Raw genomic sequence first — 26,949 nt, 5'->3', positions numbered from 1 at the left:
TGCCGTAGGCGCCGAGCTCGAGAACCGGTCTGCCGGCCATTACATAGCTCCGAAGAACGCGACGATGGCATCAGCCGTGACGGGCCGTGCCGGCGGTGCCGGCCGCGGACGCACGGAGGACCTCGAGGGTCGCGGCGTGCAGCAGTCCGTTGGTGGCGAGGGAGCTGCCGTGCCAGGGTCCCTCGAGCCCGTCGGCCGAGGTGAAGGTGCCGCCGGCCTCCTGGACGATCGGGGCGAGCGCGGCCATGTCGTATGGCTTGAGGTCGAATTCGGCCACGATATCGAGCACGCCTTCGGCCAGGAGCATGTACGACCACATGTCGCCGTATGCCCGAGTGCGCCACACCGACCGGGAGAGGGCGACAAGCTCGTCGAGGTGGCCGGTCTGGTCCCACTGCTGGATGCTGTTGTAGCTCAGGGAGGCGTCGGCGAGGGTCGGTACGCCGGAGACCTGGAGCCGGCGCGGGGCTGCGTCGGGGGTGCGCTCGTCGCTGGACCAGGCGCCGGCGCCGGCTCGCGCCCACCAGCGCTTGCCGAGGGCGGGGGAGCTCACCACTCCGACGACGGGGATACCGTCGACAGCGAGGGAGATCAGAGTTCCCCAGATCTGCACGCCGCGCAGGAAACCGGCGGTGCCGTCGATCGGGTCGATGATCCACTGGCGCACGGTCGAGCCGGCGGTGCCGTATTCCTCGCCGAGAATGCCGTCGTTCGGACGTCGTTCCGCGAGGAGGGCACGGATGGCTCGTTCGACGGCCTGGTCGGCGTCCGTCACGGGGGTGCGGTCCGGCTTGGTCGTGACGACGAGGTCCATCGCGCTGAAGCGGTCGCGGGAGATGGCATCCGCGGCATCGGCGAGTTCGATGGCGAGGGCCAGGTCATCGTCGAGGCTGTAGGTCGAGGCCTCGTCGGAGGTACTGTTTCGGGGAGGAATTGTCGCGTCGGTCACACTCCCAAGGATAGTAATTTCCGCGCGACTCACCGGTGCGCGGCCTCGATTGGCGCCGGGGACGTTTCCGGTGTTATTCTCTAGAGTCGCTTCGGGTCGTCCCGGAGAAACAAATACGCACCTCTAGCTCAATTGGCAGAGCAACTGACTCTTAATCAGTGGGTTCCGGGTTCAAGTCCCGGGGGGTGCACCAAAAAGCCAGATTGACCGGCTGTTTTACTGGGTTCCATGTCATTTGGGATCACTTGGAGTCAGCTATTGTCACCTGAATAAGTGTGGAGTAACTGTGGACTTGTGCTAGGTCCACACAAATAGAAAAGCCTCTGACAACCAGCGTTGTCAGAGGCTTTTGTGGTTAAGTATGGACCTGTCGCGTGGAGACCTGGGGCTAAGTCCACACAAATAAAGCTGGCGACATCCGCGCCCGCAGGGCTCACGTTCCTACGATGGCGCTCACAAAACTCTTCGACCGAATTTCGCGCTCACCTTGCGCACATCACTCACCGAAACGTCCCGGCTTATGTAGCTGCGAATGGTTGTACTTAGCTGGCCATGCCCGAGGAGCTTCTGTGCGGCTTCCGGCCCAAACTCTGGGTGGTGGCCAACTTCCGATGCAATCGAGCGCCGCATGGAGTGGGTGCTCGCGAACTCGACCTCGGAACCCGCAAGGGCCGCTCGCATCGAACGACGCAGATTGGCGAGGTTGAGAGGTGCACCTGTGGCGGCATAGAAGATGAGCCCGCCGGTACCTGGTGTATCAACCCGACGGCGCAGAATCTCGATGGCGAAGTCATCCAGGACGACACGGCGGACATCTTTCGCCTTTGTGTAAGGCTGCACAAAATAGAAGCCGGGAATCTCATACTTACGGGCCCCGAGCTTCCTACCTCGCGGGCCCTGGATGGACACGGCCTGGTGAATCGTGATGACGGGAGGCTCTGCCGTCCAGTCGATGTCCTGCACTTGAATGGCGGCAACCTCAGACACTCGGGCACCGAGAGCAAGCTGCAGAGACAGGACGTCGATTAAGTCGGTGCTGCCTTTGCGGGAATTCGGGCCTGGACGCGACCGGTCTTTAGCAGCAATCAGGAGGTCGAACATCTGCTCGGCAGTATCGGGCGTGAGCGTCTCAGGGTCGGCTTTTTCTACTTTGGGGAGGTGTCCCGCTGCATTGACCGCGGTGTTAGAGGCCACGGCATCGTGACGAAGCGCCAAAGTCATTAGGTTGCCGGACACCGCCCGGATGAGTTTTGCTTCGGAGGGGGACTTCTTGTGCTCGTCAAGAATGAGCTTGGCAAACGTGCCCTGTGTTAGCTCGTGAAGGCGGCGTTGGCCGATAGCCGGCAGAATCTGGAAACGGGCGGTGCGCGTGTACCGAGTGACGGTTGCGGATGCCAAATCGGTGTCGTCCAGTTCCGCGATATACAGCTCGATGAGCTGGGCAACCGTTGACATCCGGCTCAGCGCAGGGGTACCGATGCTCGTGGGAGTCTTGACTCGAGCGTCCATCTTGCTCTTGAGGGCAGCCTTCGCTTTGGCTTCCGTATTGGAGGATGCCCGCACTTGCCTGCGCTCCCCGGTCGTTGGGTGTCGCTGCCAAGCTACGGCCCTCCATGCGCCCTCTGAGACCTGCTTGGCGCTGATGTTGCCGTAGGCGCCGAGCTCGAGAACCGGTCTGCCGGCCATTACATAGCTCCGAAGAACGCGACGATGGCATCAGCCGGCCAGCGAGTGGTCCGGCCGATGTGGAGGGGCTTGGGCATGCGACCGGCGACGACCCAGTTGCGTACAGTACCGACGCTAATCTTCGCGTAGGTCGCAACGTCGGTAGCGTCCCAGAGCGGAGCGTAAACGGTGACGGTTGGAGTGGCATTTGGCATGGCGTGTCTTTCAGTTCGGCGACCGAGGTGACAACCTCGATTCGCTATACGCATGCGCGGTAAAGAACAATTTAGCAACGCTAACGAAATGGCGTCCCATAACTCGGTGTCATCCGACGTCGAAACCGACTCACATTCCGAGCGGATGCAAATACCGGGATTTTGCATCGAGCCGACCCGTCGAACTGAGAGCACCGACTTTCTTCATGCCCTTAAGCAGATCGACTTCCGTCCGAGGGTCAATAACGATCAGTGATCGGCTCGGCGCAGGTGGCTCCCAATCAAGCGACTTCAGGATCGGGTGCACGAGGACCAGCTTCACACTGCCACCTGGCCATGGTTCCGCTGAAGGGACTACGCATCGAGGTGCGTAGAGCCTTTCCAGAGCGGACGCGGATTCGGCCCACTGCGACCAGGTCCCGCTCGACGAACCTTTCGCCAAAGCCCGAGCTTGGTACTCGGTGGCGACTTCACAGGCATAAGCAAAGCGATTCTGACGCAAGAGGTCGGCCCAAGAACCGCCCTCTACGATAGTTTCCGCACGACCGATCTCTCCGTATCCTTCAATGAAGGACGCCAGCAGCCCGCCGGTCGTCACACTCAGCCGCAGCTCTCCGTCGGTGGCTTCGCCGCAGGCCCAGAAAGTTTGATGCATCTTTTCGCTCATGCAGCCTACATGCGCGGCACCCGTCAGTACCGCACACGCTGCGGTACGAAAATGTCCGCGAGCTCACCGTCGGCTAGCCAATCCACCATCACTGTCAGGGCCAAGCTCGGCGGCGAGAGCGCCTGCCGCGGCTGCACCATGAGCTGAAGTGTCGGGTCTGAGTGAACATTCACAAGAGGCCACGCGCCGCCGGTCGCCAGACCGATCCGCCACAGGTTTTCGATTCCTGCTTCCGGATGCCAGCCGAGCTCTACGGCGATCGCCCGGCTTGAGCCGAGGCATTGCGCGAACCAGCTCGGGTATGGCTGGCCCGGTTCGCGAATCCTCTCCACGATCAGAAAATTCCAGCCGGTCCCGGTGCCCACCATTGAGACCAGACTTTCTAGAAATATCCAAGAGATCATTGGCGACCACCCGTCGCCTGACGAATTCTTCCATCTGTATTTCAGCGGTTCGGGCTCCTCCCAGAGGACCAACTCGAGGCTGAGGTCGAGGTCGAAAGTGCTGGGCATTGGAAGGGGCATATTGAACTCATGCGCGGGGTCGTCAATCTCCGAACTGTCCCGCGCATGTAGTTCGCATGAAACCCAAGATGCACGAGCTGATGGATGGACCCGGCCACTGGCGAGTGACCACGTTGAGTGGCACGGTCCACGAGTTTAAGACTGAGCCAAGCCTCTACTGGCGTCGGACGCCCGCGTCTGGGTCTTTCGATGCCGCTTACGATAACCGGTGGGCTCGGCTACGTCGGCTCGGTCGCGTAGAGGTTGGTGTTCGCGTCTCACTCGAAGTGAGCGACGGCTCTTATCTGTACGGTAACATCTGGCATAAGACGTCGACGGTCGTCTCCATCCAGCGACTGCCCGGATATTGTGACGTGTGCGGCAGCCGCCGTCCGCTGCGCCTGCCCTGCTGGCGCTGCGCGATTCAGCCGGACTGGTTCGAGGGTGACGACGGAGCGGACCCCCGCCGGGTCGCGCTCCGCCGACGCATCGAGCGCCGGCTCGGCCGGATCCGTTCGTGGCAGCACAACAGTTTGGCGGCTGTCAAAAAGTCCGCCTACAACGCCACCGATTGGCGCTGGTGGGTCGATGGGGTCAGGCCGCTCACCGCCGAGGATGTCGAACCGGCCTACTGCGAGAACTGCCGGAGCCTGCTCGTCGGCGCTGATACCTCGCCGAGCCTCGCCAACTGCACAATGTGCTCCATCAGCCCCGGCTGGGCGTTTCGCTCACACTATGAGGGTGAGAGCAACAAGCGGTACCCGGACGCCGCGCGTCTCCGTCGCTGCGTCCGCTGGGTCGAGTTCATCGCCCGCCTTCGCGGAGTCCCAGCATGGCAGCCACGCTCATAAGACGCCGGCAGATCAGCCATCCGTGGCGGGGTTCTGGCGGTATTTCTCATCGATCTCGGCTTGGGCTTCTTTGAGTGTGATCTCCCCGGTGAGGCGGCGACGGCACCGGCCGATATTGTCTTCGTTAGGTTCGTGGCCGGCGAGTCCGGCGGTCTTCTCGATCTCTACCAGGCGACAAATTGCGCGTATTGCGTACGGCTGACGCGTAGATTTGGCCCATGTTGGATATATCGCTCGTTAAAGAGGGGATCTTCGCGTCAGGTCAACTTTCGACGCGAATGATTATGGACGAGGCTGGCCCCACCGGTTTCATGGGCTCAGGGCAGGTCGAAGGGGACGCTGCCGGGACAGCGGACGCTGCCGAGACTGCGGACTACATTGTTGGATTGATACAGGCAGTGGGCGCAAATCTTCAGGCCGTTGGGGTCGGTCTCCAGAACTATCGGGAGACCAGATACCAACAGGACGGCGACATAAGCATGAGGATGCGCAATGAGGGCACCCCCTTCCCCAACGTTTCCAACTCAAAATACGACGAGCGGGAGCTTCGACTAGACGTGTATGAGCGGAGTTTGTATATATCGATGGGATCTGTGCTGGATTGCCTTGCCGGCGCTGTCATTGGAATCTCCGGACTGAATGTCAACATCCATCGGGCTGACTTTGGCCTGTTTCAGCCCATTGATGAGATCAATGCAAGTCCAACGAGCCCGAAGCTTCGGATCCTGTTCAAGTCCCTTCTCCTCAACAATGACGTCGGCAGGGCGGAACAGCTGAAGACAGTGCAAGCCTTCGGATCTGCCCTCGTGCAGAGTGGACCCACGGGCTGGACTGATTGGACCCTCGGAATGCGCAACATGTCAGTCCATCGCGAGCATCGCAACGAATTGATATCCATCGGTAGGGAACGGACAAAGCACACGGTGCACCGTCTCCCTGTAGCAAACCCTGGCCTTTCCAATCTGCAGGGAATCCGGCAGACGAGTGAGAGGCTCTCTGGCTACCATCTCACTGAAGACATTCAAACCACTCTGGACGGGATCGTCGGATCACTTAACGCTGCATCCGCCGCAACAATGGGTGCAATGGAAACTCTCTGGGAGAGGCGAAAGAGGGACCCAGCACTCATAAGTCAGCCGCTGGGCCAGTGGAAGCTAGCGCACCCGGTCATGACTTTCCGAGGCTATGCTCCAGGTTCCGTCAAAATCGACCCCGGACGACTCCAACTGATGATGAACCCGCTTGACGCCAGACGTTTGCAGGCTGGGGGCCTGATCCAGCACTGATGTTGAGTTCTTTCGCAGCCGCGCAGAAACACCTTCCACCTCCAACTGCTCGTGGCGCATAGCGCTCTTCGGTAGCGCGACTCCACGCAGTTGGTTGCAGTACTCTGCGGAAAAGGTAGAGGCTCGGGCTGGGGCATCGGGCGCGCGATTGATTGTCCCCGTCGCTGTCTAGGATGACGAGGATGCTGGGGGCGTCGCCTGTGCGTGCAAACGGGTCGACGCAGATTGATATTGCGTACTTCGGGACCGGTTTCAGAATCTTCCGGTTCGCGCCCTCGCAAACACATTCGGCGCCGAAGTCCGGCACCGCAAGTTTACGCTGTTGGGCTACCCGTGGCCACGCACGAACCTCCTACGCTGTCATCGTTGGACGTCGCGGTGACCAACACATTCGTCACGGCGCTCGGGTCCACGTCCGAGAATTTGAAGTCGTGAGCGCTTTGTCCGCCGAGGATCAGACCGTCCTGCACCACAACGGCCCCAGATTTCTTCGTTACCGCGACGTGCAGACTCGTCGGCCCGCGAACGTCAGTCACGTTCACGACCATCGCACCCGTGGACGCCGTCCACGCCCCGACCGCAAGAGAACAGTCGGGTGCCGGCAGTCGAGTCGTCGACTCGTCGCCCAGCAGGTAGCTGACAGCGGTTCCCGCATCGGAGCTCGTGACGATCGGGGCCCCAGAAGCCGCTGCGAGCACCGCACTCGTGCAGTCGACGTTGGCGGAGGAACCGAGCGCTGCAGCCACCGTCTGCATCAGCTGCAAACGGCTCATGCTCGCAGCTTTCGCCGTCGCGTCCACCGAGAAGCTGACGGTGGGACCCTCCGCGCAGGACGTGCCGAGCTTCGCTAAGACCGTCGCATACTCGGCCAGCTGGTCAGAGCCAGCGCCATCAGACTGCAGCAGGCTCGAAGCATCAAGGACTGCCGCATCCGACGAGGTTGCCGGTGCTGCCGGCGGTGGCGTGCTCGTCGAACAAGCGGAGAGAAGGAGGGAGGCAGTGACCACGAGGATGGCGACGGCACTTCGATTTGTGGTCATACGCATGATTTGAGCGTAGGTCTCGGAGGAGCTTCGCCACGAAATCGTTGGACCCCCAGCTTGGGGGCAATTGGTGGCAGGGTCAGACCGGCTGGGAGCAAGAGCCACCTCGCCACATGTCTCCGGTCATGACCATCACGCGCCTCGCGGACCCCAACGCCGGCCAGGTCGCCGACGCCGGGCAGCTCATCGGGGGTGATGGACGTGGAAGTGGCCGGCGCTCGGGACCCTAAACTCCAGTCTTTCGTGCACGCGTCGCCAGTTTGAAACACGCCGCGCATGTTACGGGCGGCGGAATCAGTATTCATATCCGCACCACCCAAACAGAGAGTACGTCCAATGACCTTCAACGAATCCCTCCACCCGCGTGACACCGGCCGGTTCACCACGAAAGATGACCCGGCGCCAGATGTCGCCGTGAGCGCGCCCCAGGCCACCGCCCACACGCTCAGCGACCTGATGTCGCTGGACGACGATGACCGTGCGTGGCTCACCGAGAAACTTGCCAACGGCGGCACGGTGAGTACCCAAGTTTCCTGTGAGCTTGTCTCCTTCACGGAAGAGGACGAATACGGCTTTTCGGAGGTCATCGGTACAGCCCCGGTCGGCGACCTGTACATCCGCGTCTTCCGCGGCAATGACGACCTCGGCTACATCGAACTGCCAGGTGACTGGCCTGCTGATGAGTTCGGCCCGGAAGGACGAGGGCGTGGCCCGGACGGCCTTGTGAACGGGCGCGACTACTCCGATTCGCTCGACTTCGCGGTCGCCTCTGCGGCTGCCGACGCGGGATTTAACCTAGACAACTCCCGAGTCGATGATGGCAGCGCCGACGGGCACTTCGTCCGGGTCTTCAACCTCAGCCTGCAACCGCAGAACTTCAGACCGCCGGGCCCTGCCCAGAAACGAGCACTTCACATCATGAACAACTTCAACGAATCCCTCAAACCGCGAGACGCCGGCAAATGTACGACCAAGGTGGGGTCAGCGCCAGACAGCAGGCTTGTCACCCTGCACGCCGCGAAGGAAGCCCGCCTCGTCGCGGCTCTCGCCGAAGCCGGCGGCCAGATTAACGTCGACGAGATCCGCGTGATCCGGCAGGCGTATGTCGACCAGCATGGGTCTGAGCCGTCGGACTGGGGCTCAAACCCGACGTTCAACGCCCTTTCCGACCGGTGGTGTCTGTCCGCTGAACTGTACGCAGCGCGCGCAAGCGCCGACGGCTTCGAGGTGAGTGTTGAGGCGGACAGTGGGCAGCGAATTGTTGTTCAGGTCATCAACCCGGACGGCGAGACCTACCAAGATATCTGTGAAACCACGATCCCGGCCGGACACGTCTCGGGCATGCTCGACTACAAGCCGATCGTCGACAGTGCGGTCGCAGTGAACAAGCGCGCGTATGCCGGTGAGTTCAAGTCCATCGAAAAGGCGTTCATCAAGCGGATCCGCGCGGAGCACGCTGAGGCCGTGGCCGCCTATGCGGTCAGCACGGAGGCGCTCTGTGCTCTCCTCGATGCCCGTTGTGCCGCCGACGGTCGCTGGATACCAGACGAGGCGAAGGCGAAAGCTGGCAAGGCGTTCGCCCAAGCGGTCAAAGAGCGACTGGTCGGAGACAACGGCCGCGTCGAATTCGTGTTCCTGAACCGGGAAACAACCAAGTAACACGGGTCGACCCAACTGCCTAGGGCGGCCTTGGGTTCGATCCTCAGACGAGAGGCGCACGCCCATTAGACCCTTCGACGAGTCCCAGCGCCCTCGGATCGCGGGAAGGTTCACCGATGCGCCCGGGTCGCCTCCCGATTCGGGCCTCATTGCGCCGACGGCTGTACGCCCACGCTCAAGATTATGACGATCCGACCGAATACCAGCGGTTGGCCATCGCCGAGACCTAGACCGTTTTCCGAAACTACGGTCACCGGGTTCGGTCTGCTCGGGGGGCGATCCGGACGATCGTCAGAGGTTCGCTGTTGAGTGGGCTGCGAGCCATCCCCGCGGTCATGCCGAGGATCTCGTGGAACAGGCTTCGGTGAATAGGGACGGTCGGCTCAGTGACGAGCAGTCACATACCCAGGAAGCCTTCTTGTTCGGCGACGTCCAGCGCGGCGAATCGGTGTTTGATCAGTTCGGCGTATTCCGGTTCGCGTTCGATCGCCAAAGAGTGACCGCCGGCTCGGATGATGCCCTCGGAGATGGCTCCGGATCCAGCGAAGCCATCCAAGTAGGTTTCGCCCGGCATGACGATTAGGCCACAAAGCCAATTCACGAGGTTCATTGGCTTGACAGTGGGGTGCCCACGAACGCCGGCTGGGCGCGGTGATTCTGAGACGTGCGCTCGTGGCGAGTATTTGATTTGAGTGAAGAAGCGGCTGGCTTTCTCCTTGCCAGGAGCATATTTTGTCCGCCCTTGGGCGTCTATCAGTTGTACTTGGCACCCGGGCGTGCAGCAGGTCTCATCGCAGTCTTCGTCGTGCTCTAGAAGTAAGTTTCCGGGCCGGCGTCCGCCGGCCGTCGGCACAGACATCGAACCGAGAACTCGTTTAATTTGGCGGTTTGCGCCGCCGTCGACTGCGCCGTTCCTGCGGCTGCGATTCTCCGAAGCATCTGCCGCTATCAGGGAGGACGACACGTTGTAGCCGCCGGCGTTCCCTGCCGCGATCGCTTCGATCAAGGACTGCCTAGGGGCAAGGTTTCTGGCGATCACGATCGGTTCGAACGCAGGTCGCAGCTGCGTTTCCCAGCCCGCGTATTTCTCGGAAAGCTCATCGGGGGCTGCGAGGCGCCGCAGTTCGGAGTCAATGTGCCGATTGGCGGTAGCGTGGCCGAAGCCCTTCGCCCAGGCGAGCGTGTCAACTACCTGAAGTCCGCTTTCCTCAACTGAAACACTAACGCGGGCAAAAGTTCTCGAATGTCCGAAAATTCCTATCGTGCCGCCGGGCATGATCTTGGACCGGAGCAGACGCCAAAAATCCACGTCGAACGCGATCGCGCTTCGGTCCCAGGCAACTCCGGTCAGTCCAAGGCCGTAGGGCGGGTCGAGGATCGCGCCGGCCAGCGAAGCGTCCGGGATTTCAGTGAGGGCCTCCCTGATATCTGCGACGACGAGCGTCATATTGTCGCGCATGGCATCCATGGATTCAGTTTACGACGGAGCGAGGAAAGGCTTTTCGGTTCTGTCTCGCGGCGTATGGCGACTCCCATACGGGCTATCTGCTTGCGCGAACGTACTCTCACAGAGGCAGATAGCCCGACGCCCTTTGAAGTTGGAATCCTGCCGTTATGCGGCTGTCGTTAGGTTCTCGGCTGACCACGCGCTGGTGACCGCCCAGGACCCCAGCTTTGCCACGGTGAATGGAAGGTCGATGAGTTCCCGGGAGAGGGCTCGGTTCCACGTGCGTTTTGCTTTGACGAAGCGCCAGCCGGCACCGTTCCGTCGAATTGTGACGAATGTGGCGTGAGCGCTGTAACCGTAAGCCCGGGGCAACATCGCGCTGCCGTTGACTACGGTGGTGATTCCTGCGCGTGCCCTGTTCGGTACTCCGAGGACGTCGAGACGATGTTCTACCGCTTCGACGTGCCGAATGACGTCGTAGGCACTGACGGTGCGCTGGGTTGCGCGACCCTCAATGTTGTCGATGGCGTTCTGGAGTTCAGTCTCGGAGCCCGATTCGATTCGGATGAGTTTCGGCATGATGATGTCCTCCTCGTCGCGGTCAGCGGCTCAGGATGTGCTGGACGACGATGTTGGGTTCAATCGCGGCGTCGCGGTACTGGCTGAGCAGACCGCGGTTGAGCACGACAGAGTGCTTGGCAGTTGGGATACCCGCGTCTTCGAGGAGGAGCTGGACCATTGCCGCGTACATCGATTCGGACGGGTTGTAACCAGTATCGATGGTGCTGTCGAGCTGGGGCCTGTCGGGGGAGGGTTCGGGGCCGGCGCGTGCCTCCAGATGGCTTCGATTTCCGCCGAGTAATGGCGCAATGCGCGCACGCCTTCCCTCTCGCGGTCGGAGTTGCCCCAGTTATCGATGAGGTCGTCTGCGGTGTAGTCAGAATCGTTGATGTTCATGGTCTATTCCTTTGGGTGGTCGCGACGGTCGCGAACGTTTTTTCTTGCGTGAATGGTGCGGATTTCACGGCTGGTAACTGCCGCTGTGGAGTGCATGCGCGGTACTCTCTCGCTTCTGGAAGGTACTGAGCCGCACGGGGATGTCCTGGGTCTAGATGACGGGAAAGCCGATTTCCTTGAGGGTGACCACGTACGGCGCCCTCCTGCCCCCTTCCTCGCGCTGGAGCCCTTCGTGGACTTCGAGGAGCATCCGCAGTCCCCAGTCCTGGGTGAGCGTGAGGCTGCGGAGCTTTGTCATCAGCTCTGGGGTGGGCTCGTAAAGGTCGGGGTCGTCCTCCATGGCATCTGCCAGGAGGGTCCCGAACCCGAAAGGTTCGGCCATGCAGCCCTGGTGCATGACGAGCATTCCGGCGGCCTCGTCTGCGGCGAACTGCGGCCCGTTGGAGAGTTCTGCTCGGATGAGTGCGTCGCAGGCGATGATGAATGCGGAGGTGGGGTCCAAGCCGGCCACGTGGCCCAGCGGGGCCGCCCACCCGTCGATGACCTCCCTCCGCCTTTCGGCCTGAGTCGGATATTTCGTAAGGGGAGTGCTGCTCATGATGAGCCTTTCTGATTCTGTTTGGAGTGGAAGCCGGCTTCAAGGTTGAAGCCGCTGGTGAGTGCATGCGCGGTAGTTTTCGTTCTCCGACGCGTTGTCATCAAAAAAACGTGCTCCGAGCCGGCGGCAGCGGTCCTCGTTCGACGGAGCAGTTGCCGCGACTACTGCATGCGCGGCACGTTCGCGGACTTGGCACGTAACTGTTGGCAGGGGCAGACGGCTACGGTGACTCATCGCAAGCCCTCACGCGCACATTTCAGAGTTGCACGCCGTTCGCGCAGTTCTTCGGCCAGCTGATCGCACGCATCCATGCCAGCGACAGCTGCATCACCGACCCGATTGCGGATCTCGACGATCTCTGTGATGGAGCGGTTGAGCTCCACCGCCGGCTCGGTGATCTTGCCGTCCAAGGTGAAGCGTGTTGCGAGCAGAGCGACTACGTCGTTGGCCACCATTCGCAAGGAATGCAGCGCGACATCGGGGTCGCTGTAGCGGCGACCCGGCTCGGCGGGTTCTGCCGGTGCCGGCTCGGGAGCCTCCGTGATGGATTCGATCCTTGCGAACTCAGGTCTCCAGAAAGTCAGGAAATCCGGGAGTGACTGGAACGTGTACTCGACTTCTTCGAATGCGCCGTCAAGGCGTCGCTCTGTAAGCAGAAATGTGTATGGCATGCCAGATGCATGCGCGGTGCACCGAATAGCTCGGAGGCCGAGATGTCTGGCAGCCAACCGACGTCAGAAACCGATCGGCTACGGGCTCTTGCTGGTGGACAACGCCCTCGATCCAGTGGACCCGCTGGCGAATTGTCCTGGAACTACTGCCGCCACGACCGCTCCGGGGGATAACGAGGCCGCGCATGTGCCGTAAGAGGCACATCGTCCTCACCCCTCCGATTCAAAGGAACACCATGACCGCCACCCTCCGCACAGGCACTGTTCGCCACGCAATCTCGACCGCAGCGACGGGACCCATTAGGCCGGCAGAACCCACCGAGCTGGGCAAGCATGCGGACGCGCTCGGCCAGGTCGATATCCTCATCGACGTTTCTGACCGGGCCGACGCCTGTGTCGTCACCATCGCTGACCGTGTCATCCTCGAGCAGCTGGAGCCCGACCGGGAGCCGCTCCTCGGCCTGGGCGTCTCACTGGTCAAGGGCGGCTTCCAGGACACTTCGGGTCCCGGGCGCTGCCCGACCATCGGCCGGAACAACGCCGTGCTCCTGGTCCGCGGAGTGGACCGTGCTGTTGCGCTGGCCGAGGGGTATGACGGCTGCGGCGTGTTCAAGTCGACGATGACCGATTTCTGGGTGGCGGCCGCTGCACGGCGGCACGCGAACGCTCCCCTCCGTTGAAGGAGCGCGGCGCTCGGAGGTGCGCGAACATTCGATACGGGCGCTGCTCGAGGTTAGATGGCTGGGGCACCACATCTGCGCGGCGGCCAGTCTGCATGCCGGATTCCGATACTCGGACCCGATGTACGTAAAACATCGTCGACATTGAAGGCAAGTCTTCTGCCTCCGATCTTGGAACCGCCGCGAAGGATTCCGAGAAACCTCATGCATCGGAGCGGCAGCCAGCCCCGTGCGCTCACTGGCTCCCGTGTGGCACACTCACGTCCATCAGACCGCGTCCGTCAAATGACGTACACATGCCGCGCATGCTCCTATCGACTTACGTCGTGTGACGGGATTCTCCATCGAAGTGTCCTGTTGTCATTTCCTAAAGATGGCGGGATACTGCCTCCCCAAGTATGCGGTGGGACCAGGTCGGCCTACGATGCGCTCCACCAAGAACGAGTCCGTTGCCGACAGCAGAGGGCCGGCGATTGCGCCTAAAACGGGAACGGCACCCGCGACGGTTGTTAGGACGAACCGGATCGCCTTGCCGAGCGGCGAGCCAATTGAAAGAGCCATCTGTTTGCGGACCGAAAGGAATTCGTGGGCAATCTCATCGTCAGAACGTTTGTCCAGGTCTTTCAGCCAGGTTCGAAACTCCGCGCATTCACCAGAATTTCGATATCGCAGGAGTCGATCGACATTGACACGAAGGCTGCCGGTGCGGTCGGTGGGCGAAACGTGTCCGAGGGTAACGACTCTGCCGAACCGAGCCTCGACTGCCCGGGCATTGTGATCACTCGCTAGGAATGAGAGTTTCAGATTCAGGAGCACTGCATCATCGTCCTTGAATCCCGTGAGCGCCTCGAAGCTCCTCATGAGCTGAACACGTTGATTCAGGCCTGCGACCGCGAGCACTCCTCGCTCGACGACCTTGTGTTCGACTTCTTCGGAGAATCCGTGTATACGGCCAAAGTTCGTCGTGATGCGGAACTCACCGTCCCCGTCTAGTGGGAACGCCTGGTAGTCGAAGGAGGCTCCCGGATCGATATGGGTCTGCATTAAGGCTGACCTCCGGATCGCCTGCTCGACGATGACATCTCCTCGTAGGACATTGGCGATTACGTCACCCAAGCCCACCTGTGACGCATCTTGCGGGTACTCGAGCATCCGACTCCGGAGGGCCATTTTGAGCTTTGAGGTCTCTGCCCGTCCAACACCCGCGGCGTCAACTTCTTTCAGGGACTTCGCCACGTACTCGTCCCGGTATGGCTGTCCCTTCGCGAGTTGGACGTTTACGAGGTGGAACGACCCCAAAGGAAGGATGCCCCTGCGCCTGGTGGTCTCTTGAATGTTGTTAGTTTGACCCGTCTGTCCGGTGGTGGCTACGTCGCAGATAAACACCAGTGCACCGGCGTAAATCAGCTTGAGAAGGCCAGCGGTCCCAAAGGCAGAAACGAGCGCGGGAATCTCTTTAAGACTGTGAGACTCCACATAACAGACGTCGAACAGAACCAAACGATTGATCAGTGCTTCCACGTCGACCTCAGCGATAGTGCCATCGCTTCGCATCGTCGAAATGGGACCGAAATGCCGCGACTGAATGTCCATGCCCAATCTTGGCAGAGTGCTGTCAGCTGGTTGAATGCCACGGCGAACCGGTACCGTAAGCAACCAAGACGGACCGGCCGGGAGCCGGGGTCCACATGTATGCGTCGGTGTCCCGGTCGAAAGTGTCAACGTGTACGACACGCTGTAGCCATCATGCGCAGCGGCCAGTCAGGGGGCACATCGATCGGCTAGGAGAGCGTCACGGTTCCAATGCAAAGGCTGGCCGGGCCGATCGGGCGTATGAACCCCCTGTCGCCAGGACGGCCGCGGGGCTGACCTCCGGGAAGTGCGATGATCTCCGTGATATTCACGGTGGCCGCCCGTGAGCGCCGGCGGTGCAGAGTTGGTCCAGTAAAGGTGAACGGCCGGTCGCGGTACTGAGCAGGAGGTACCGCGACCGGCCGTTCAGGACCGGCGGCACACCGAGGGAGGGGTGTGTGCAACCGGCGGGTAGTCGGTGGCGCGGATTAATCCGCGCCTGTTCCGACTGGCTGGGGTCATCCTCGTGCGGGCGTGCGGACCGGGGTGCGGTCATGACCCGGGGTGGCGGTCGGCGTTCGTCGGATGCGAAGCAGATGGGGAGTGCGTCGTTCCTGTCGCGGCAAAGGTGAACGCCGACCCTGGTTCGACGAACTGTACGAGCTAACGTTTTGACCTAGAGGCCCGACGCAGCCGGTATGGTTTGTCTCGATGACGCGGGTCAGGATCTGCACCTCGCTGGCAGCGTCGCCGAGACTCTCGTGCACCTATGCCACCCTCCGCGTTCGCAGGAGTGCGTTGTGACGATGCGTTCGGATCGCGGTCACGCCGATGGAAAAACCGTTTGCCGCGAGTGCGTCCCGAATGGCCATCACCGGCGTGCCGGGATCGGCCAGGTGAGCCCGAAGTTGAGCTGCGGACCTTGCATCGATCGTGCCGAGGTAGGTGTTGATTTTGGTGACGGTTGCAACCGTGGACCGGGTGGTTTGGGGAATGAATTCATACATCGAGCTGCTCCCTCCAGAGCCGAATACACGTCTGTCGGAACCTGTTTGGTGCGCGTTTCCCGTGTACTTCTCTATATGCGCGAGGATCATGAAAAGTGCAGGGTTCTTTGATTGTTGCCATCGATTCTCGGATCTTCTAGTACCCCTCGGCGTATTTTTCGCGCACGGCGAGTATCGCCCACAAGCAATGGAGATATGGCACCTGTATTTCCTCCCGTCATTTCAATGCCCCTCTGCGGCAGACAACTTCAGTGTCACGTGCTTTGGCCGGATCACACCGCAGTGCTCGGCCAGGGGGTGGCGGTGTGTCGATACCGGCGTCGCAGTGGTGCAGGCCGAGCGTGCGCTCCGCTCCGTCGGTCATCGCGAGTCCTCGCGGTGACGATGTGGAAAGCTTCGCCGGTCTTGCGCGCTGGGCGTGCCGAGAGGGACTCCGTCTCGGCTCAACGTTCCCCCGTCATCCTTTCACTCGATGCACGGCCAACTGGCGCGCGCAGACAACTGGCGAAGTTGACGATGCCATCACTCGCAACCTGTTCGGCGCGCACTTGATCTGTCATCCATCCGGATCAGAGGACACACGCCGCCGCCCATTTAATGGGCAGCTGCCGCAGGCCCAACAGAATCAATTCGTTGACCGCCGCGGTCATCTGTTCGTTCTGCGGCGAGGGTGTGCACAAAGAGGATCCCGGGCGCCGCAGGCTGCCCTGTCCATGCGTGCGCCGAGCCCGGTTGCGTCACGTGAGATTATGACAAGCGGGTACGTTCGTCCGTTGGAACCGCTGACTCCTCCGAGGCCGTGGGCGGCCTTCTCATCGATCTATCCCACAAGCGATGCGTGCTGACCGCGGTGCCGTGTGGGCGCCTAGGGCGGCCCTGGGCCGGTAAGCGGGGTCTACGAGTCGACGGCGGTCTGCACTGCCGCGGTCTACGTTTCGAGGAACGTGCGGAGGTGGGGTGCGGTCTCGGCCAGAGCCGTGAGTGCTCGGCCAAGGCGATACTGCACACCGCCCACAGTCAAGCCTCGCGCGAGCGCCAACTCGCGCATAGTGGACATCGGGTACCCGTCCAAACCGAAATGCTCGCCGAGAATCGTCCGCTGGTCGCGCGTGAGCCGCGACAGTCCAACCAAGATTTGCTTCTTCATATCGGCAGCCACTGCCAGCTCCTCTGGACCTGGTTCAGTGCTGGGCGCCAGGTCCTGCAACAACAGGGAATCCGCCCGGCCGGCGATCGCCGCATTCAAGGATGTGGGCCGCGGGATTGGGAGCCCGCGACGGTTGAGATCTCTGCGCTGATCGCGGCCGGCTAAGTCTTGGGGCATGCCGGCGCGGGCAACAGCCTCACCGTGCATGGCGTGCGACCTTCGCAGGTAGGTGCCGAGGGGTACGCCCAGGGCGGGGTCGTAGGTGCCGATGGCCTCGAGGCATCTCAGGTATGCCTCAGCCGACCGATCCTCTGAGGCTTGCGCGTTCGGCGAGGTTCGAGTGGACTCGCGTTCGATGAGAGGCATGTAAGCGACGATTACGGCGTTGCGCGCTGACAGTGCAGAAAGACGCTCGTCGCGTGTGGCCTCGGGGGAGCGACCCGCCACCATCTTAACGATGAGGCGCGTGTGCTCCGCGGGGGCGAGCTTGACCCCGTAGGGTGCCGGCGCGACCGCGCGGACCGTCGGCTTGGTCTGGATACTGGCGTTGGTGTCCACTTGGTTTCCTCACATATGACGGACCGGGATCGGCGGAGCTGGTGCTCACTGAGGTAGTGGTGGGATGCGCAGCCAAAACGCAACACCGCCACGAAGACTGCGCGTATATGAGTACGCACATGCGTGAACGCGAGGGATAGCCGTGCGGGACAGTCGTGCGGGACAGCCGTCGGCTTCTATCGGCCAGGCTTTGACCACGCTGCCCAGCGATTGGCCAGCGATTGGCCAGACAGTCTTCCGCTGAAACAAAGGGATGTAGAGGCATTAAGAGATATATGGACAGAAATATGTAAAGAGATAGGCATCTCTGAGCATTTCTCTCTGCCTGTACCTCTACGGCTGTACCTCAACGGCTCTATCTCTTAGCCTTTCTCTCCTATTCTCGGGTTCCGGCCATTCGACCTCTAACACCCTTGCATCCCTGTCACAGCGCGGAACACTTTCTGGGCAGGCCCCGGCCAATGCTGGCCATTCGGCCATTTCTCCTGAGTCCCTGGCCAGAGGATCGAAATTCTTGGGCTCCTCTGGTTGCGTTTCAGACGCCACTATCACCACTACTCCTCGAGCAGATCAGCTCCCGGTCTCAACCGGTACCAAGCACAAGCCCGAGGGGCACTAATTGACCACCATCAACCTGAACAAGGGCGCCTGGCTCGCGCACCACGCCGCCGTCTATGCACGGCATGCGGAGGCTTTCCCGGCGGGATCCGTAATCAGCGTCTGTGCGCGTAGCGCCGGATCCAGCGTCTTCCGTACCGCCGGCTTCGCTGCTCCCGGTGACGCCGAGGCCGCCTGGAAGCTCATCGAGCGTGAGGCAGCCCAAGGGCGCGACACCTGGGTGTCAGTGGGAGTAATAGATGGATCCGTCGCAGCTGCCGGCGGCCGCGGCAAGAAGACGGACGTTCTCGAGATGGTGGCGCTGGTCGTCGACGTGGACACCGACGATGGCGAGCACCGGGTATCCAACAACCCCACGCGCGCCGAGGTCGCTGAGTGGCTCACCGAGATTCCGGCGCCCACGGTCTCTGTCGATTCCTCCGGTGGTTTCCACTGGTGGTTTGCTCTGGACACGCCCGTGGACCCGCGCACCGTCGAAGGCGCTGAGCTCATCGCCCGCCATAGGGCGTTCTGGCTGGCCTTCGGTGCCCGCCGTGGCCGTAACATCGACGCTGGACCGCTGCACACTCTCAGCCAGGTTCTCCGCCCTGCCGGCACAGTCAACGCCAAGGGCGCCGAACTCAAGCCCGTCACCCTGGTCACAGCCGGCGGTCCTGTCTACAGCCACCAGGACTTGCTCAGCATCTACCCGCCGCTCCCGGCCAAGGCTCCTGCCGCTGTCCGTAACCGTGCCTTCGCCCGCTCAGCCACTCTTTCCTCCCCGCGCGATCCAAACGCAGCCCCGCGCCCGGGCGATCTGTTCGCCATTGGGTTCCCCGTCGACTCCTTCTTGCAGGAGGTCTTCGGCGCCGACCTTCGAGGGAATGGCGTCTCCATGCCGGATCGAGCAGGTGACAGGGCGGATCGCGACTCGGGCCGGTTCTTCGAAACGGCCGACGTCCAGCGCGTAACATTCTTCAGCTCCACTGCTCAGGCAGGATTCGGACTTGAAGATGACGCGCACTCACATAGCAGCTTCGATGTCCTCGCTCACACCGTCGGCGGTTACCAGGAAGCCGCCGCTCTTCTCCGGCCGTTTGCCGGAGAGTGGTTCAACGCCGACCTGGTTGACGCTGTGATCGCCGCAATGCTTCCGCGCGTTGCTGACGCGTTCGGTGTTGTCAAGCCTGTCGCTTCCGATGCACCAGTCCCAGCTCCCGCACATGCTTCGTGCGAGTACATCCCGTACTCGGACGTGCCGCCGCCCGATTCGGACTTCGACTTCGAAGGGCCAGTCGTCGTTGTGCAGGAGACAGCGCCGCGCGGTATCTACCCGGCCACCGCGGCCGGTGACCAGAGCGCTGTTGACGCTCTTCTGGCCACTCGCGAACCTTCAATGCAGGGGACGCGATCAGCAGCCATCGTCGCCACCGACGAGTCCGAAGTCCGCACCACACCAACTCCACCGCGGACAGTAGAGAAGGTGAAGCTCACCGTCGCGCGGGCGATCGAGACACGGACGCCCTCGACATTCAAGCTCTCAAACCATGTCGAGGTTCGCCTCTGGGACGCAGGCCACGGCGTGTACGAAATGGTCAAGACCGTCGATGAGAAGGGCAACGAGACGTGGAAGGCCCGTCAGATCTGCGACTGGGTGCCGTGGCGCTCCATGGTGGTGTCCCGTGCTTCGCTCAAGAACGGATTTCCGGTTGAGAACGGCGAGAAGATGGTCACTGTCACCATCGCCCGGTCCGACAAAGTTGTTCGGTCCGCGCCAGGCTTCGCCCCAGAGGAGGCTACCAACCCGACCGCGGTTGTCCAGCGCCTCGATATGGGAGTAGCTCTGCCGATCGGCAGCACCAAGAAAGAGCACCTTGCGAACGTTCTCCGGGAGCTCGGTTCCGACGACGCCTCCACCCGAATCCAGGAGCTGACGACCATGGGGTGGCTGGTTGGCGAGCCCGGCGTCCGTGCCGGAGTCACCTACGCTGCGCCTGGCGGATCTGTCAACGGGCGCGGCCCGGTGGATGGCCTTTCGGTCGGCGTTCCCGCGAAGTCCGACGTCGACTCCTTGACTCCGACCCATTTTGCTCACGGCTGGCGGGCGATCGCCACGACCTCGGAGGAGCTGCGAGAGGGCGCCCAGGCGCTGGCGGAGTTCATCAAGCTCAGCCCGAACGTCGAAGCACCGGTAGCCCTGGCCGGGTTCGGAATGATGGCAAGCGCCCCGCTCAGCCTCAGCCGGCGTGCCACGCTTATGGTGGCGAGCCCGCCGGATATGGGCAAGACGCTGCTGTTGAGCGCCATGCAGTCATTCCTCACGCCGGCGTGGCGTGCAGGGTGGACCGGCGGCACGCTGATCTCCTCGTCAGCCTCAGGCTGCGGCGTCCTCTCCTCGTACCTGGCCTCGGCCACCGGGTTCTGGGATGACTACCGCGTCCCGGAGATCCCGGCGGACGCCGCCAGGGTGAAGGGTGCGCTGGCTCGAGTGCTGCAGGCCTCCTACACGGCGGTCTCCGGAGAGGCAAAGGGCACGCAGAACGGCGGACTGCGCGGATCGTCGGATGCGTCCACAACCTCGATCGTCTCCGGAGAGGCACTCAGCGAGGAACAGGGGATCGCCTCACGCGTTGTCTCCATCTCCCTGGAAGCGGGCCGGGCCGATATCGCCATGCTGCCGATGGGGACATCTCCAATCGACGAATGGCGGAAGAAACGCCCGGATGCTGCAAACCGGCTCTTCGGCGCTTACATCTCCTACCTGGCCCGCCAGATCGACAAACTCCCTCGCGGACTTTCGGACTGGACAACGGCGAACGATGAGCTCAAGGCAACACTGATGCCGAAGACCGGCGGCCGGTCGGCCGAGACCGCAGTCGTCATTGCGACCGGCTGGTCGCGGTTCCTGGACTTCGCGGCTGAGGCGGGGATCGAAGATCTGCTGCCGACGATGGCCGACGTGAACGTCGTCGTGTCTCGCCTGGCTGAGACCTCGGGGGAGCGGGCGCGCAACACGAACCCTGCGAGCACTCTGGTCCGGGCAGTTCGTGACGCGATCGCCGGCGGGTCTGTATATCTCGAGCTCGCCAACGGCGGTGTCCCGGTGCTGGAACAAGCCCGCCGTCTTGGCTGGACCATCAGACCTGACCGCATCGGGACTCTCGAAACGGTGCCGTCAAGAATGGCTGCCGGGCTGATCTCGATGGACGGAAAGTATGTCCTCCTCTACGGTGCCGCGCTTAAAGACCTCAAGCGTTTCACTGCCGTCGCCGCTGTTCCGATGGGCCAGGTCGATGGGGGTTTCGCTTCGGTCGTCGTAGCGGGAACCGAACCGGGCGGGAAGAGCCCGGTGCCACTGGGACTGAACCGCAAGCGCGGGTATGTCGTAGCCGCCGACCTGCTTGACCTGCCAGGCACACCGCTCATGGCCATGCAGGGCCCAGCGGACCAGCAGAACTACTAGGCGCCTCTTCGAACGGCCCGTCGACTTTCCCCGTCGGCGGGCCGTTTTTTTGCTGTGCCGCATGCCTATGGATTGGGTCCTGAGCGCCCATCCGTGCCAAAAACTTGACGCCATTTCACCCCAGTTCAGGGGTGATTTCTGATTTTGACCTGTTTTTGCCTGTTTTGAGGCCATTTCGGCGCGGTTGAGCGCCCCCTTTGTCGCATGTCTCCCTCCTGACGCCACAGGGAGGCACAAATTGTCAAAACAGATTCTTACCGCGGAGCACGCAGCGGAACTGGCCGTACGCATCCAGGCAGCCGGGCCATTCGAAACGGCGAAGATGCGGTCAGCGCGCGAAGACCGCAACAGCGCGCGTGTCGATGGTGGCCGTGAGGAGGAACCAGCGATTCCACCGGCGGCGTGGGGGCTTGCTGCTTTCGCCGAAGGCGCAGTGAAGAAGGCCGGCGCACGTTGGGCGGCCGCCAACCCTCAGCTGGTCTGGGACGACCTTCTGCAGGTCGGCCGCATGGGAGCGGCCGCGGCGGCCTTGACGTTCAACCCGTCTAAGGGTGCTTTCGTCGCCTACGCCAAGAACGACATCAACGGCGCCATTCGCTCCTACGCATCTGAGATGCACGAAAACGTCTGTATCCCCGCTGACCTGGTGAGCTCAACCCAGCGTGGCTCCGACGCCCAGAAAGCCGCCGCCGGGGCGTGGTCCAATACGGCCTCGTTAGATACAGATGACGCCGAGAGCGTGCCTCTCCGTGAGCGCATCGGAGCGCCGGAGCCGACGCTCTCCATCGAGGAGAAGCAGGCGATCCGCGCAACAGTCAAAACCCTGAGCCAGGTGTCCCAGCGTGTGCTCGCCTTGGTCATCGATGCCGATATGACCTCTGCCGCCGCCGCTAAGGTCCTCCTTACCTCAGAGCAGGCCGTCCGCGCAAATCTCAAGCGCGCCCTTGCCGCCCTGGCACCCCTTCTGAAAGAGCTGCTCGGCTGACGTTGCGTTTTGGAAGCCCCTCACTCCACTACTAACTGAGGAGGCGAGGCGCCTCCAGAAGACATCGATCAGAAGGAACGCACATGAAATGCAACGTCATCTCTGGCCTAGAAGTGGTTGAGAACGACGTCTACCTGAGAACGCGCAGCGGACGAACAGCCACTCTTTTCGCCAAGATCGAAGTAGTTGAAGGAGCCGGCCCTCCGGCAGCTGAACTCAGGATCGGTGTGGTCGGAAGCCCCGTCTGTCGAACGGTCCGGGTAACGTCTGACGATTTCGTCGACGGCGAGTTCGATCTCTCCGATGTCCACGACGAGCTCCACTCGGTCGCATACGGCATTGGCAAGACGTTCGGTCTCGATGTGTACAACGCATCGCCTCCTGGCGCCGACAACATCGCATGGACGCTAGCCGATGAGCTCGCCGGTGAATACCGCGAGCTCGTGATCGACCAAACCGACGAGATGGCAGTGTTCCGATCCGGCGCGACCCCAGCTGAGGCAGCAAGCGGGGCGAGTCCTGATGATGGGCAACCCGTCGAACCTATCGAGATTTTACCCCAACCCACCCAAGAAGGACTCACACAATGAAAACCGAGATGGACGCGCACATCACCAAGCTCCAGAGAATGAATTCACGAATTCACGAACTCCGGGAAATTACTTACCACTATGACGCCCGGGTTTACCGCGGATGCAGCGAGGACCGCTACCGCGCATTGGCGAACGACTACTCCAACCTGGCCAACGACTACTCCGAGGCCCTTCGGGTGGCGGCGGCAGATTGGCCGTGGCCTCACCTGCGGGCACCCAGCGTCCCGTCCTCCTCGGACGACACTTTCTACAGCTCGTACGACTGCCCGGAGTGCTTCCATGACGGAACAGACCTGGTCTTCCCGGCGCCACCAACGTGCCAGCGGTGCGGTGTCTTTGTCGAGCACGTTCCGCTCTGAACACCATCCCGACCGGAACTATCTGCTCGCGCGATGGAACCGTCCACTGAGTCAGATTGCGAGCTCGATGACTTCTTGTCGGATTTCAGGAAGGTACCGCGCATGTACTTCCTGAGGGAGTCGACCGGCTCCCTCTCGACCTGGTGCGCCAGCCGGATGCCGTGGTTGAGCGGTGGCGGGAGAACAACTCCCTGACCCTGCGCGACGGTTCGCCGCCGCAGCGTCGCAAGAAGGAGGGCAACCTGCGCGCCCTCGTGGGTCATGCCGGCGCGGAACCGTTCTATCTCGACCTCCGTACCCAGGGCCCGCACGCTCTCGTCGGCGGCACGACCGGAGCGGGCAAGAGTGAGTTCCTTCAGGCGTGGGTGCTGGGAATGGCCGCCGCGCACAGCCCCGACCGGGTCACGTTCCTCTTCGTGGACTACAAGGGCGGCGCGGCTTTCGCCGACTGCGTGCAGCTGCCGCACACCGTCGGACTTGTGACCGACCTGTCGCCGCACCTCGTGCGGCGGGCACTCACCTCGTTGCGTGCCGAGCTGCGGTACCGCGAGCACCTGCTCAACCGCAAGAAGGCCAAGGACCTGGTGTCGCTCGAGAAGACCGGTGACCCCGAGACGCCGCCGAGCCTGCTGATCATCGTCGACGAGTTCGCCGCCCTCGCCCAGGAGATGCCCGAGTTCGTCGACGGCGTCGTGGACGTGGCCCAGCGCGGACGTTCCCTCGGACTGCACCTCATCCTCGCCACCCAGCGACCCGCCGGCGTGATCAAGGACAACCTCCGGGCCAATACCCCGCTGCGGATCGCACTGCGGATGGCCGACGCCGAAGACTCGAGCGACATCCTCGGCACGCCGATGGCCGCGCATTTCGACCCGTCGATTCCGGGCCGGGGCGCGGCGAAGACGGGGCCCGGCCGCATCGCTGCCTTCCAGACCGGGTACGACGGCGGGTGGACGACCGACGCGCCCGCGCGGCCCCGCATCGACGTGCACGCGCTCAACTTCGGCACGAGCACGCCCTGGGATCTCCCAGAGCCGACGATCGCGGAAGTGCGCGATCCCGGCCCGAACGACATCGCCCGCATGGTGGTCACGATCACCGCTGCCGCTGCGAAGGCGGCCGTTCCCGAACCGCGCAAACCGTGGCTCGACGAGCTCCGGGCCGTCTATGACTTCATGGAGCTTCCGCATCCTCGCACCGACGAGCGCCTGCTGCTCGGCGTGATCGACGATCCGAAGACCCAGTCGCAGCCCACGATGTACTACGAGCCCGACCGTGACGGCAACATGGCCATTTATGGCGCCGGCGGCGCAGGCAAGAGCGCGGCGCTCCGGGCGCTCGCCGTGGCCGCGGCGGTCACATCGCTCGGCGGCCCGATCCAGGTCTACGGCCTCGACTTCGGTGCCGGCGGGCTGCGAATGCTCGAAGACCTGCCCCACGTGGGAGCGATCATCTCCGGGGACGACGATGAACGCGTCATCCGCCTTCTGCGCACCCTGCGCGATCTGGTCGACGACCGTGCAGTGCGTTACGCGGCGGTGCGCGCCGGCAGCATCGGCGAGTACCGCCTGTTGGCGAACCTCCCGGACGAACCTCGCATCCTGCTGCTCGTGGACGGGATCGGCGCGTTCCGGGAGTCCTACGAGTTCGCCTCCAATTCCCAGTGGTTCACCGTCTTCGCTCAGATTGCGGCCGACGGTCGCCCGCTCGGCGTGCATGTGGTCATGACAGGAGACCGGGCAAACGCCGTGCCGAACTCGATCAGCTCTACCGTGCAGAAACGCCTCGTACTGCGCCAGGCGACCGAGGAGGAGTACATGCTTCTTGGGGCTGCCAAGGACGTGCTCGACGTCACCTCGCCACCCGGTCGCGGCATTATCGATGGAAATGAAGTGCAGCTGGCGATCCTTGGGGCGAGTTCGAACCTTGCCGTGCAGTCCCGCGAGGTGCAGCGGCTGGCGGCGAGCATGCGTCGCCAGGGCGTCGCCGAGGCTCCTCCGGTCGGTCGGCTCCCCGAGAGCACGACCCTGGGCGGACTGCCGGTCCTCGATGTCAACGGCCTGGCGGTCGTCGGTATTGGCGATGAGGGCCTGGCCCCTCTCGGCATCGTCACCCGCGGTGCTTTCCTCATTTCCGGTCCTCCCGGCAGCGGGCGCACGACCGCGCTCGCGACCTTCGCCGCTTCGCTCCGCCGTGTTCGCCGGCGACCCGCGCTCGTGCTGTTCAGCGCCCGCCGGACTGCGCTCAGCCAGACTCCGGGCTGGGAAGAGGTCGCCGACTCCATCGACGACGTGGTGGCTTCGGTCACCCGGCTCACCGACCGCATCGAGGAGAACGAGTTCGCCCCCGGTGAGCTCGCCCTGCTGATCGAGGGCATCACCGATTTCACGGGCACGGATGCCGAGCATCCGCTCGACCGGTTGATCAAGCTCGCGGTGCGGGCCGAACTCTTCGTGGTGGGGGAGGCGGAGAGCTCCACCTGGTCGCAGGCCTGGACGCTCGCCGCCGCATTCAAGGCCGGCCGTCGCGGCTTGCTTCTGATGCCCGGCGACATGGACGGGGACACCCTGCTCGGCACCTCGCTAGGCCGGCTCAAGCGCGGCGACTTCCCACCGGGCCGGGGCTTCCTGGTCGGCGGCGGCCGGTCGGCACGCCTGCAGATCGCCCTGGGTCAGCCATGAGGCCCGCACGGCATGGGGAATTGACCCCATCGACGCGTACCGGGCCGCGCACCTAGCTTTGCACTAGGCACACAGCCGAACTGCAGAAAACCGGCTCCGGATGTTCCGGATTCCGACAAAGAAAAGGGGAATGAAAAATGGCCGTATGGGGTCTTGATGTAGAACAGGTTCGCCAGCTCAGTGGTCAGCTCTCGCAGAAGGCGGGCGACATCGAGTCGGTACTTTCCACCCTCACGAACACGCTCGGCAACACGCAGTGGACGGGCCCCGACTCGGAGTCTTTCCGCAGCGACTGGTCCGGCCAGCACACGACGGCGCTGCGTCAGGTCATCGAAGCCCTGAAGAACGCCTCCCAGAAGGCTCAGGCCAACGCCCAGGCGCAGGAAGAAGTTTCCCGCGGCTAGTCGGACCCCTCAGTGGAGTGCGGCCCGCGGCGGCCGCACTCCGAGTGAATCATCGAATCAAGGCCGCGCACGCGACAGGGGATGAGCATGGCAGGAATGTACGGGGCCGACGTCGAGCAGCTGCGAGCGCTCGCGAAGGTCTTCAGTGATGCGAGCGATCGCCTGGAGCGTGACCGGATGACGGTCGGCAACCAGATCAAGATCAACGCCTGGGTCGGGCCCGTGGCCACCCAGTTCCGGATGCAGTGGGACAGCGAGCACAGCGTGTGCGTCGCATCCGCTGCGCACCTGCTCGCCGAGAGCGCGACGAAGCTGTGGCGAGTCGCCCTATCGGGTAGCGCTGTTCTGACGATCCGGTAGCGCGATTCCGGGGACAAGGTAGCGCTCGACGC

At 62.7% G+C, this 26,949-nt stretch carries 23 protein-coding genes, 1 tRNA gene and 1 pseudogene; 11 read left to right on the top strand and 14 right to left on the bottom strand.

Features of this window, described 5'->3' with window-relative positions; genetic code table 11:
* Positions 1 to 70 precede the first annotated feature (70 nt).
* Positions 71 to 949, bottom strand: a complete 879-nt coding sequence (locus QN345_RS03585) for an inositol monophosphatase family protein (protein ID WP_322188026.1) — start codon at positions 947 to 949, stop codon at positions 71 to 73.
* A 117-nt stretch (positions 950 to 1,066) separates the two neighbouring features.
* Between QN345_RS03585 and QN345_RS03580 the strand changes: the two genes are divergently transcribed.
* Positions 1,067 to 1,142: transfer RNA gene (locus tag QN345_RS03580), tRNA-Lys, on the top strand.
* A 260-nt stretch (positions 1,143 to 1,402) separates the two neighbouring features.
* On the opposite strand, the gene QN345_RS03575 is transcribed toward QN345_RS03580, so the two are convergent.
* The 4 genes from QN345_RS03575 to QN345_RS03560 all read right to left on the bottom strand — a co-directional run bounded on the left by QN345_RS03575 (position 1,403) and on the right by QN345_RS03560 (position 4,008).
* On the bottom strand, positions 1,403 to 2,512 hold the full coding sequence (locus QN345_RS03575; protein WP_322135494.1) for a tyrosine-type recombinase/integrase: 1,110 nt from the start codon (positions 2,510 to 2,512) through the stop codon (positions 1,403 to 1,405).
* 122 nt (positions 2,513 to 2,634) lie between these two features.
* On the bottom strand, positions 2,635 to 2,829 hold the full coding sequence (locus QN345_RS03570; RefSeq protein WP_322140896.1) for a helix-turn-helix domain-containing protein: 195 nt from the start codon (positions 2,827 to 2,829) through the stop codon (positions 2,635 to 2,637).
* 130 nt (positions 2,830 to 2,959) lie between these two features.
* Entirely contained in the window at positions 2,960 to 3,496 is a 537-nt protein-coding gene (locus tag QN345_RS03565) for a hypothetical protein (RefSeq protein WP_322135495.1), read from the bottom strand.
* Positions 3,497 to 3,519: 23 nt separating this feature from the next.
* Positions 3,520 to 4,008 carry a hypothetical protein gene (locus tag QN345_RS03560; protein WP_322135496.1) on the bottom strand — a complete coding sequence of 163 codons (489 nt, stop codon included), beginning with the start codon at positions 4,006 to 4,008 and terminating at the stop codon, positions 3,520 to 3,522.
* Between the two features lie 1,060 nt (positions 4,009 to 5,068).
* On the opposite strand from QN345_RS03560, the gene QN345_RS03555 reads away from it, so the two are divergent.
* Positions 5,069 to 6,136 carry a hypothetical protein gene (locus QN345_RS03555; protein ID WP_322137483.1) on the top strand — a complete coding sequence of 356 codons (1,068 nt, stop codon included), beginning with the start codon at positions 5,069 to 5,071 and terminating at the stop codon, positions 6,134 to 6,136.
* Positions 6,137 to 6,450: 314 nt separating this feature from the next.
* On the opposite strand, the gene QN345_RS03550 is transcribed toward QN345_RS03555, so the two are convergent.
* Entirely contained in the window at positions 6,451 to 7,176 is a 726-nt protein-coding gene (locus QN345_RS03550) for a hypothetical protein (RefSeq protein ID WP_322137482.1), read from the bottom strand.
* A 339-nt stretch (positions 7,177 to 7,515) separates the two neighbouring features.
* On the opposite strand from QN345_RS03550, the gene QN345_RS03545 reads away from it, so the two are divergent.
* On the top strand, positions 7,516 to 8,838 hold the full coding sequence (locus QN345_RS03545; protein WP_322137481.1) for a hypothetical protein: 1,323 nt from the start codon (positions 7,516 to 7,518) through the stop codon (positions 8,836 to 8,838).
* A 397-nt stretch (positions 8,839 to 9,235) separates the two neighbouring features.
* Here QN345_RS03545 and QN345_RS03540 read toward each other — a convergent pair whose 3' ends face one another.
* The 5 genes from QN345_RS03540 to QN345_RS03520 form a co-directional block, all read right to left on the bottom strand.
* The gene (locus QN345_RS03540; protein WP_322137480.1) at positions 9,236 to 10,306 is read right to left on the bottom strand and encodes a DNA methyltransferase; all 1,071 of its coding nucleotides are present in this window, start codon (positions 10,304 to 10,306) and stop codon (positions 9,236 to 9,238) included.
* Positions 10,307 to 10,450: 144 nt separating this feature from the next.
* A complete protein-coding gene (locus QN345_RS03535) occupies positions 10,451 to 10,864 on the bottom strand; it encodes a hypothetical protein (protein WP_322137479.1) in 414 nt (137 codons plus the stop codon).
* A gap of 22 nt (positions 10,865 to 10,886) precedes the next feature.
* The gene (locus QN345_RS03530) at positions 10,887 to 11,036 is read right to left on the bottom strand and encodes a hypothetical protein (protein WP_323508459.1); all 150 of its coding nucleotides are present in this window, start codon (positions 11,034 to 11,036) and stop codon (positions 10,887 to 10,889) included.
* Positions 11,037 to 11,393: 357 nt separating this feature from the next.
* Positions 11,394 to 11,840, bottom strand: a complete 447-nt coding sequence (locus tag QN345_RS03525) for a hypothetical protein (RefSeq protein WP_322137477.1) — start codon at positions 11,838 to 11,840, stop codon at positions 11,394 to 11,396.
* A gap of 230 nt (positions 11,841 to 12,070) precedes the next feature.
* On the bottom strand, positions 12,071 to 12,511 hold the full coding sequence (locus tag QN345_RS03520) for a hypothetical protein (protein WP_322137476.1): 441 nt from the start codon (positions 12,509 to 12,511) through the stop codon (positions 12,071 to 12,073).
* Between the two features lie 236 nt (positions 12,512 to 12,747).
* On the opposite strand from QN345_RS03520, the gene QN345_RS03515 reads away from it, so the two are divergent.
* Positions 12,748 to 13,191, top strand: coding sequence for a hypothetical protein (locus tag QN345_RS03515; protein ID WP_322137475.1), 444 nt, complete (start codon positions 12,748 to 12,750; stop codon positions 13,189 to 13,191).
* Between the two features lie 360 nt (positions 13,192 to 13,551).
* Here the strand turns inward: QN345_RS03515 and QN345_RS03510 are convergent, their stop codons facing one another.
* The 3 genes from QN345_RS03510 to QN345_RS03500 form a co-directional block, all read right to left on the bottom strand.
* Positions 13,552 to 14,784, bottom strand: coding sequence for a hypothetical protein (locus QN345_RS03510; RefSeq protein ID WP_322137474.1), 1,233 nt, complete (start codon positions 14,782 to 14,784; stop codon positions 13,552 to 13,554).
* Positions 14,785 to 15,530: 746 nt separating this feature from the next.
* The gene (locus tag QN345_RS03505; protein WP_322137473.1) at positions 15,531 to 15,770 is read right to left on the bottom strand and encodes a hypothetical protein; all 240 of its coding nucleotides are present in this window, start codon (positions 15,768 to 15,770) and stop codon (positions 15,531 to 15,533) included.
* A gap of 928 nt (positions 15,771 to 16,698) precedes the next feature.
* Positions 16,699 to 17,475, bottom strand: a complete 777-nt coding sequence (locus QN345_RS03500; RefSeq protein WP_322188017.1) for a sigma-70 family RNA polymerase sigma factor — start codon at positions 17,473 to 17,475, stop codon at positions 16,699 to 16,701.
* A gap of 619 nt (positions 17,476 to 18,094) precedes the next feature.
* Between QN345_RS03500 and QN345_RS03495 the strand changes: the two genes are divergently transcribed.
* From QN345_RS03495 to QN345_RS03465, 7 genes and pseudogenes are all read left to right on the top strand, one after another.
* The gene (locus QN345_RS03495; RefSeq protein ID WP_323508458.1) at positions 18,095 to 21,535 is read left to right on the top strand and encodes a hypothetical protein; all 3,441 of its coding nucleotides are present in this window, start codon (positions 18,095 to 18,097) and stop codon (positions 21,533 to 21,535) included.
* A gap of 238 nt (positions 21,536 to 21,773) precedes the next feature.
* Complete coding sequence (locus tag QN345_RS03490; protein ID WP_323508457.1) at positions 21,774 to 22,520, top strand: hypothetical protein; 747 nt, start codon at positions 21,774 to 21,776, stop codon at positions 22,518 to 22,520.
* Between the two features lie 83 nt (positions 22,521 to 22,603).
* Positions 22,604 to 23,110 (top strand): hypothetical protein, encoded by a 507-nt coding sequence (locus tag QN345_RS03485; protein WP_323508456.1) that lies wholly within the window; start codon positions 22,604 to 22,606, stop codon positions 23,108 to 23,110.
* Positions 23,107 to 23,472: a hypothetical protein gene (locus QN345_RS03480; RefSeq protein ID WP_323508455.1), complete on the top strand. Its 366-nt coding sequence runs from the start codon at positions 23,107 to 23,109 to the stop codon at positions 23,470 to 23,472. The genes QN345_RS03485 and QN345_RS03480 overlap by 4 nt, the downstream gene beginning before the upstream one ends.
* Before the next feature lie 107 nt (positions 23,473 to 23,579).
* Positions 23,580 to 26,153: pseudogene (locus QN345_RS03475) on the top strand (FtsK/SpoIIIE domain-containing protein); the annotation flags it as partial.
* A 137-nt stretch (positions 26,154 to 26,290) separates the two neighbouring features.
* Entirely contained in the window at positions 26,291 to 26,557 is a 267-nt protein-coding gene (locus QN345_RS03470; RefSeq protein ID WP_322137467.1) for a WXG100 family type VII secretion target, read from the top strand.
* Between the two features lie 87 nt (positions 26,558 to 26,644).
* The gene (locus QN345_RS03465; protein WP_322188013.1) at positions 26,645 to 26,917 is read left to right on the top strand and encodes a hypothetical protein; all 273 of its coding nucleotides are present in this window, start codon (positions 26,645 to 26,647) and stop codon (positions 26,915 to 26,917) included.
* Positions 26,918 to 26,949 lie beyond the last annotated feature (32 nt).

The organism is Cryobacterium sp. 10I1 (genome assembly GCF_035019805.1).
Lineage (GTDB): Bacteria > Actinomycetota > Actinomycetes > Actinomycetales > Microbacteriaceae > Cryobacterium > Cryobacterium glucosi.
This window is presented reverse-complemented; position numbering and strand designations above follow the sequence as displayed.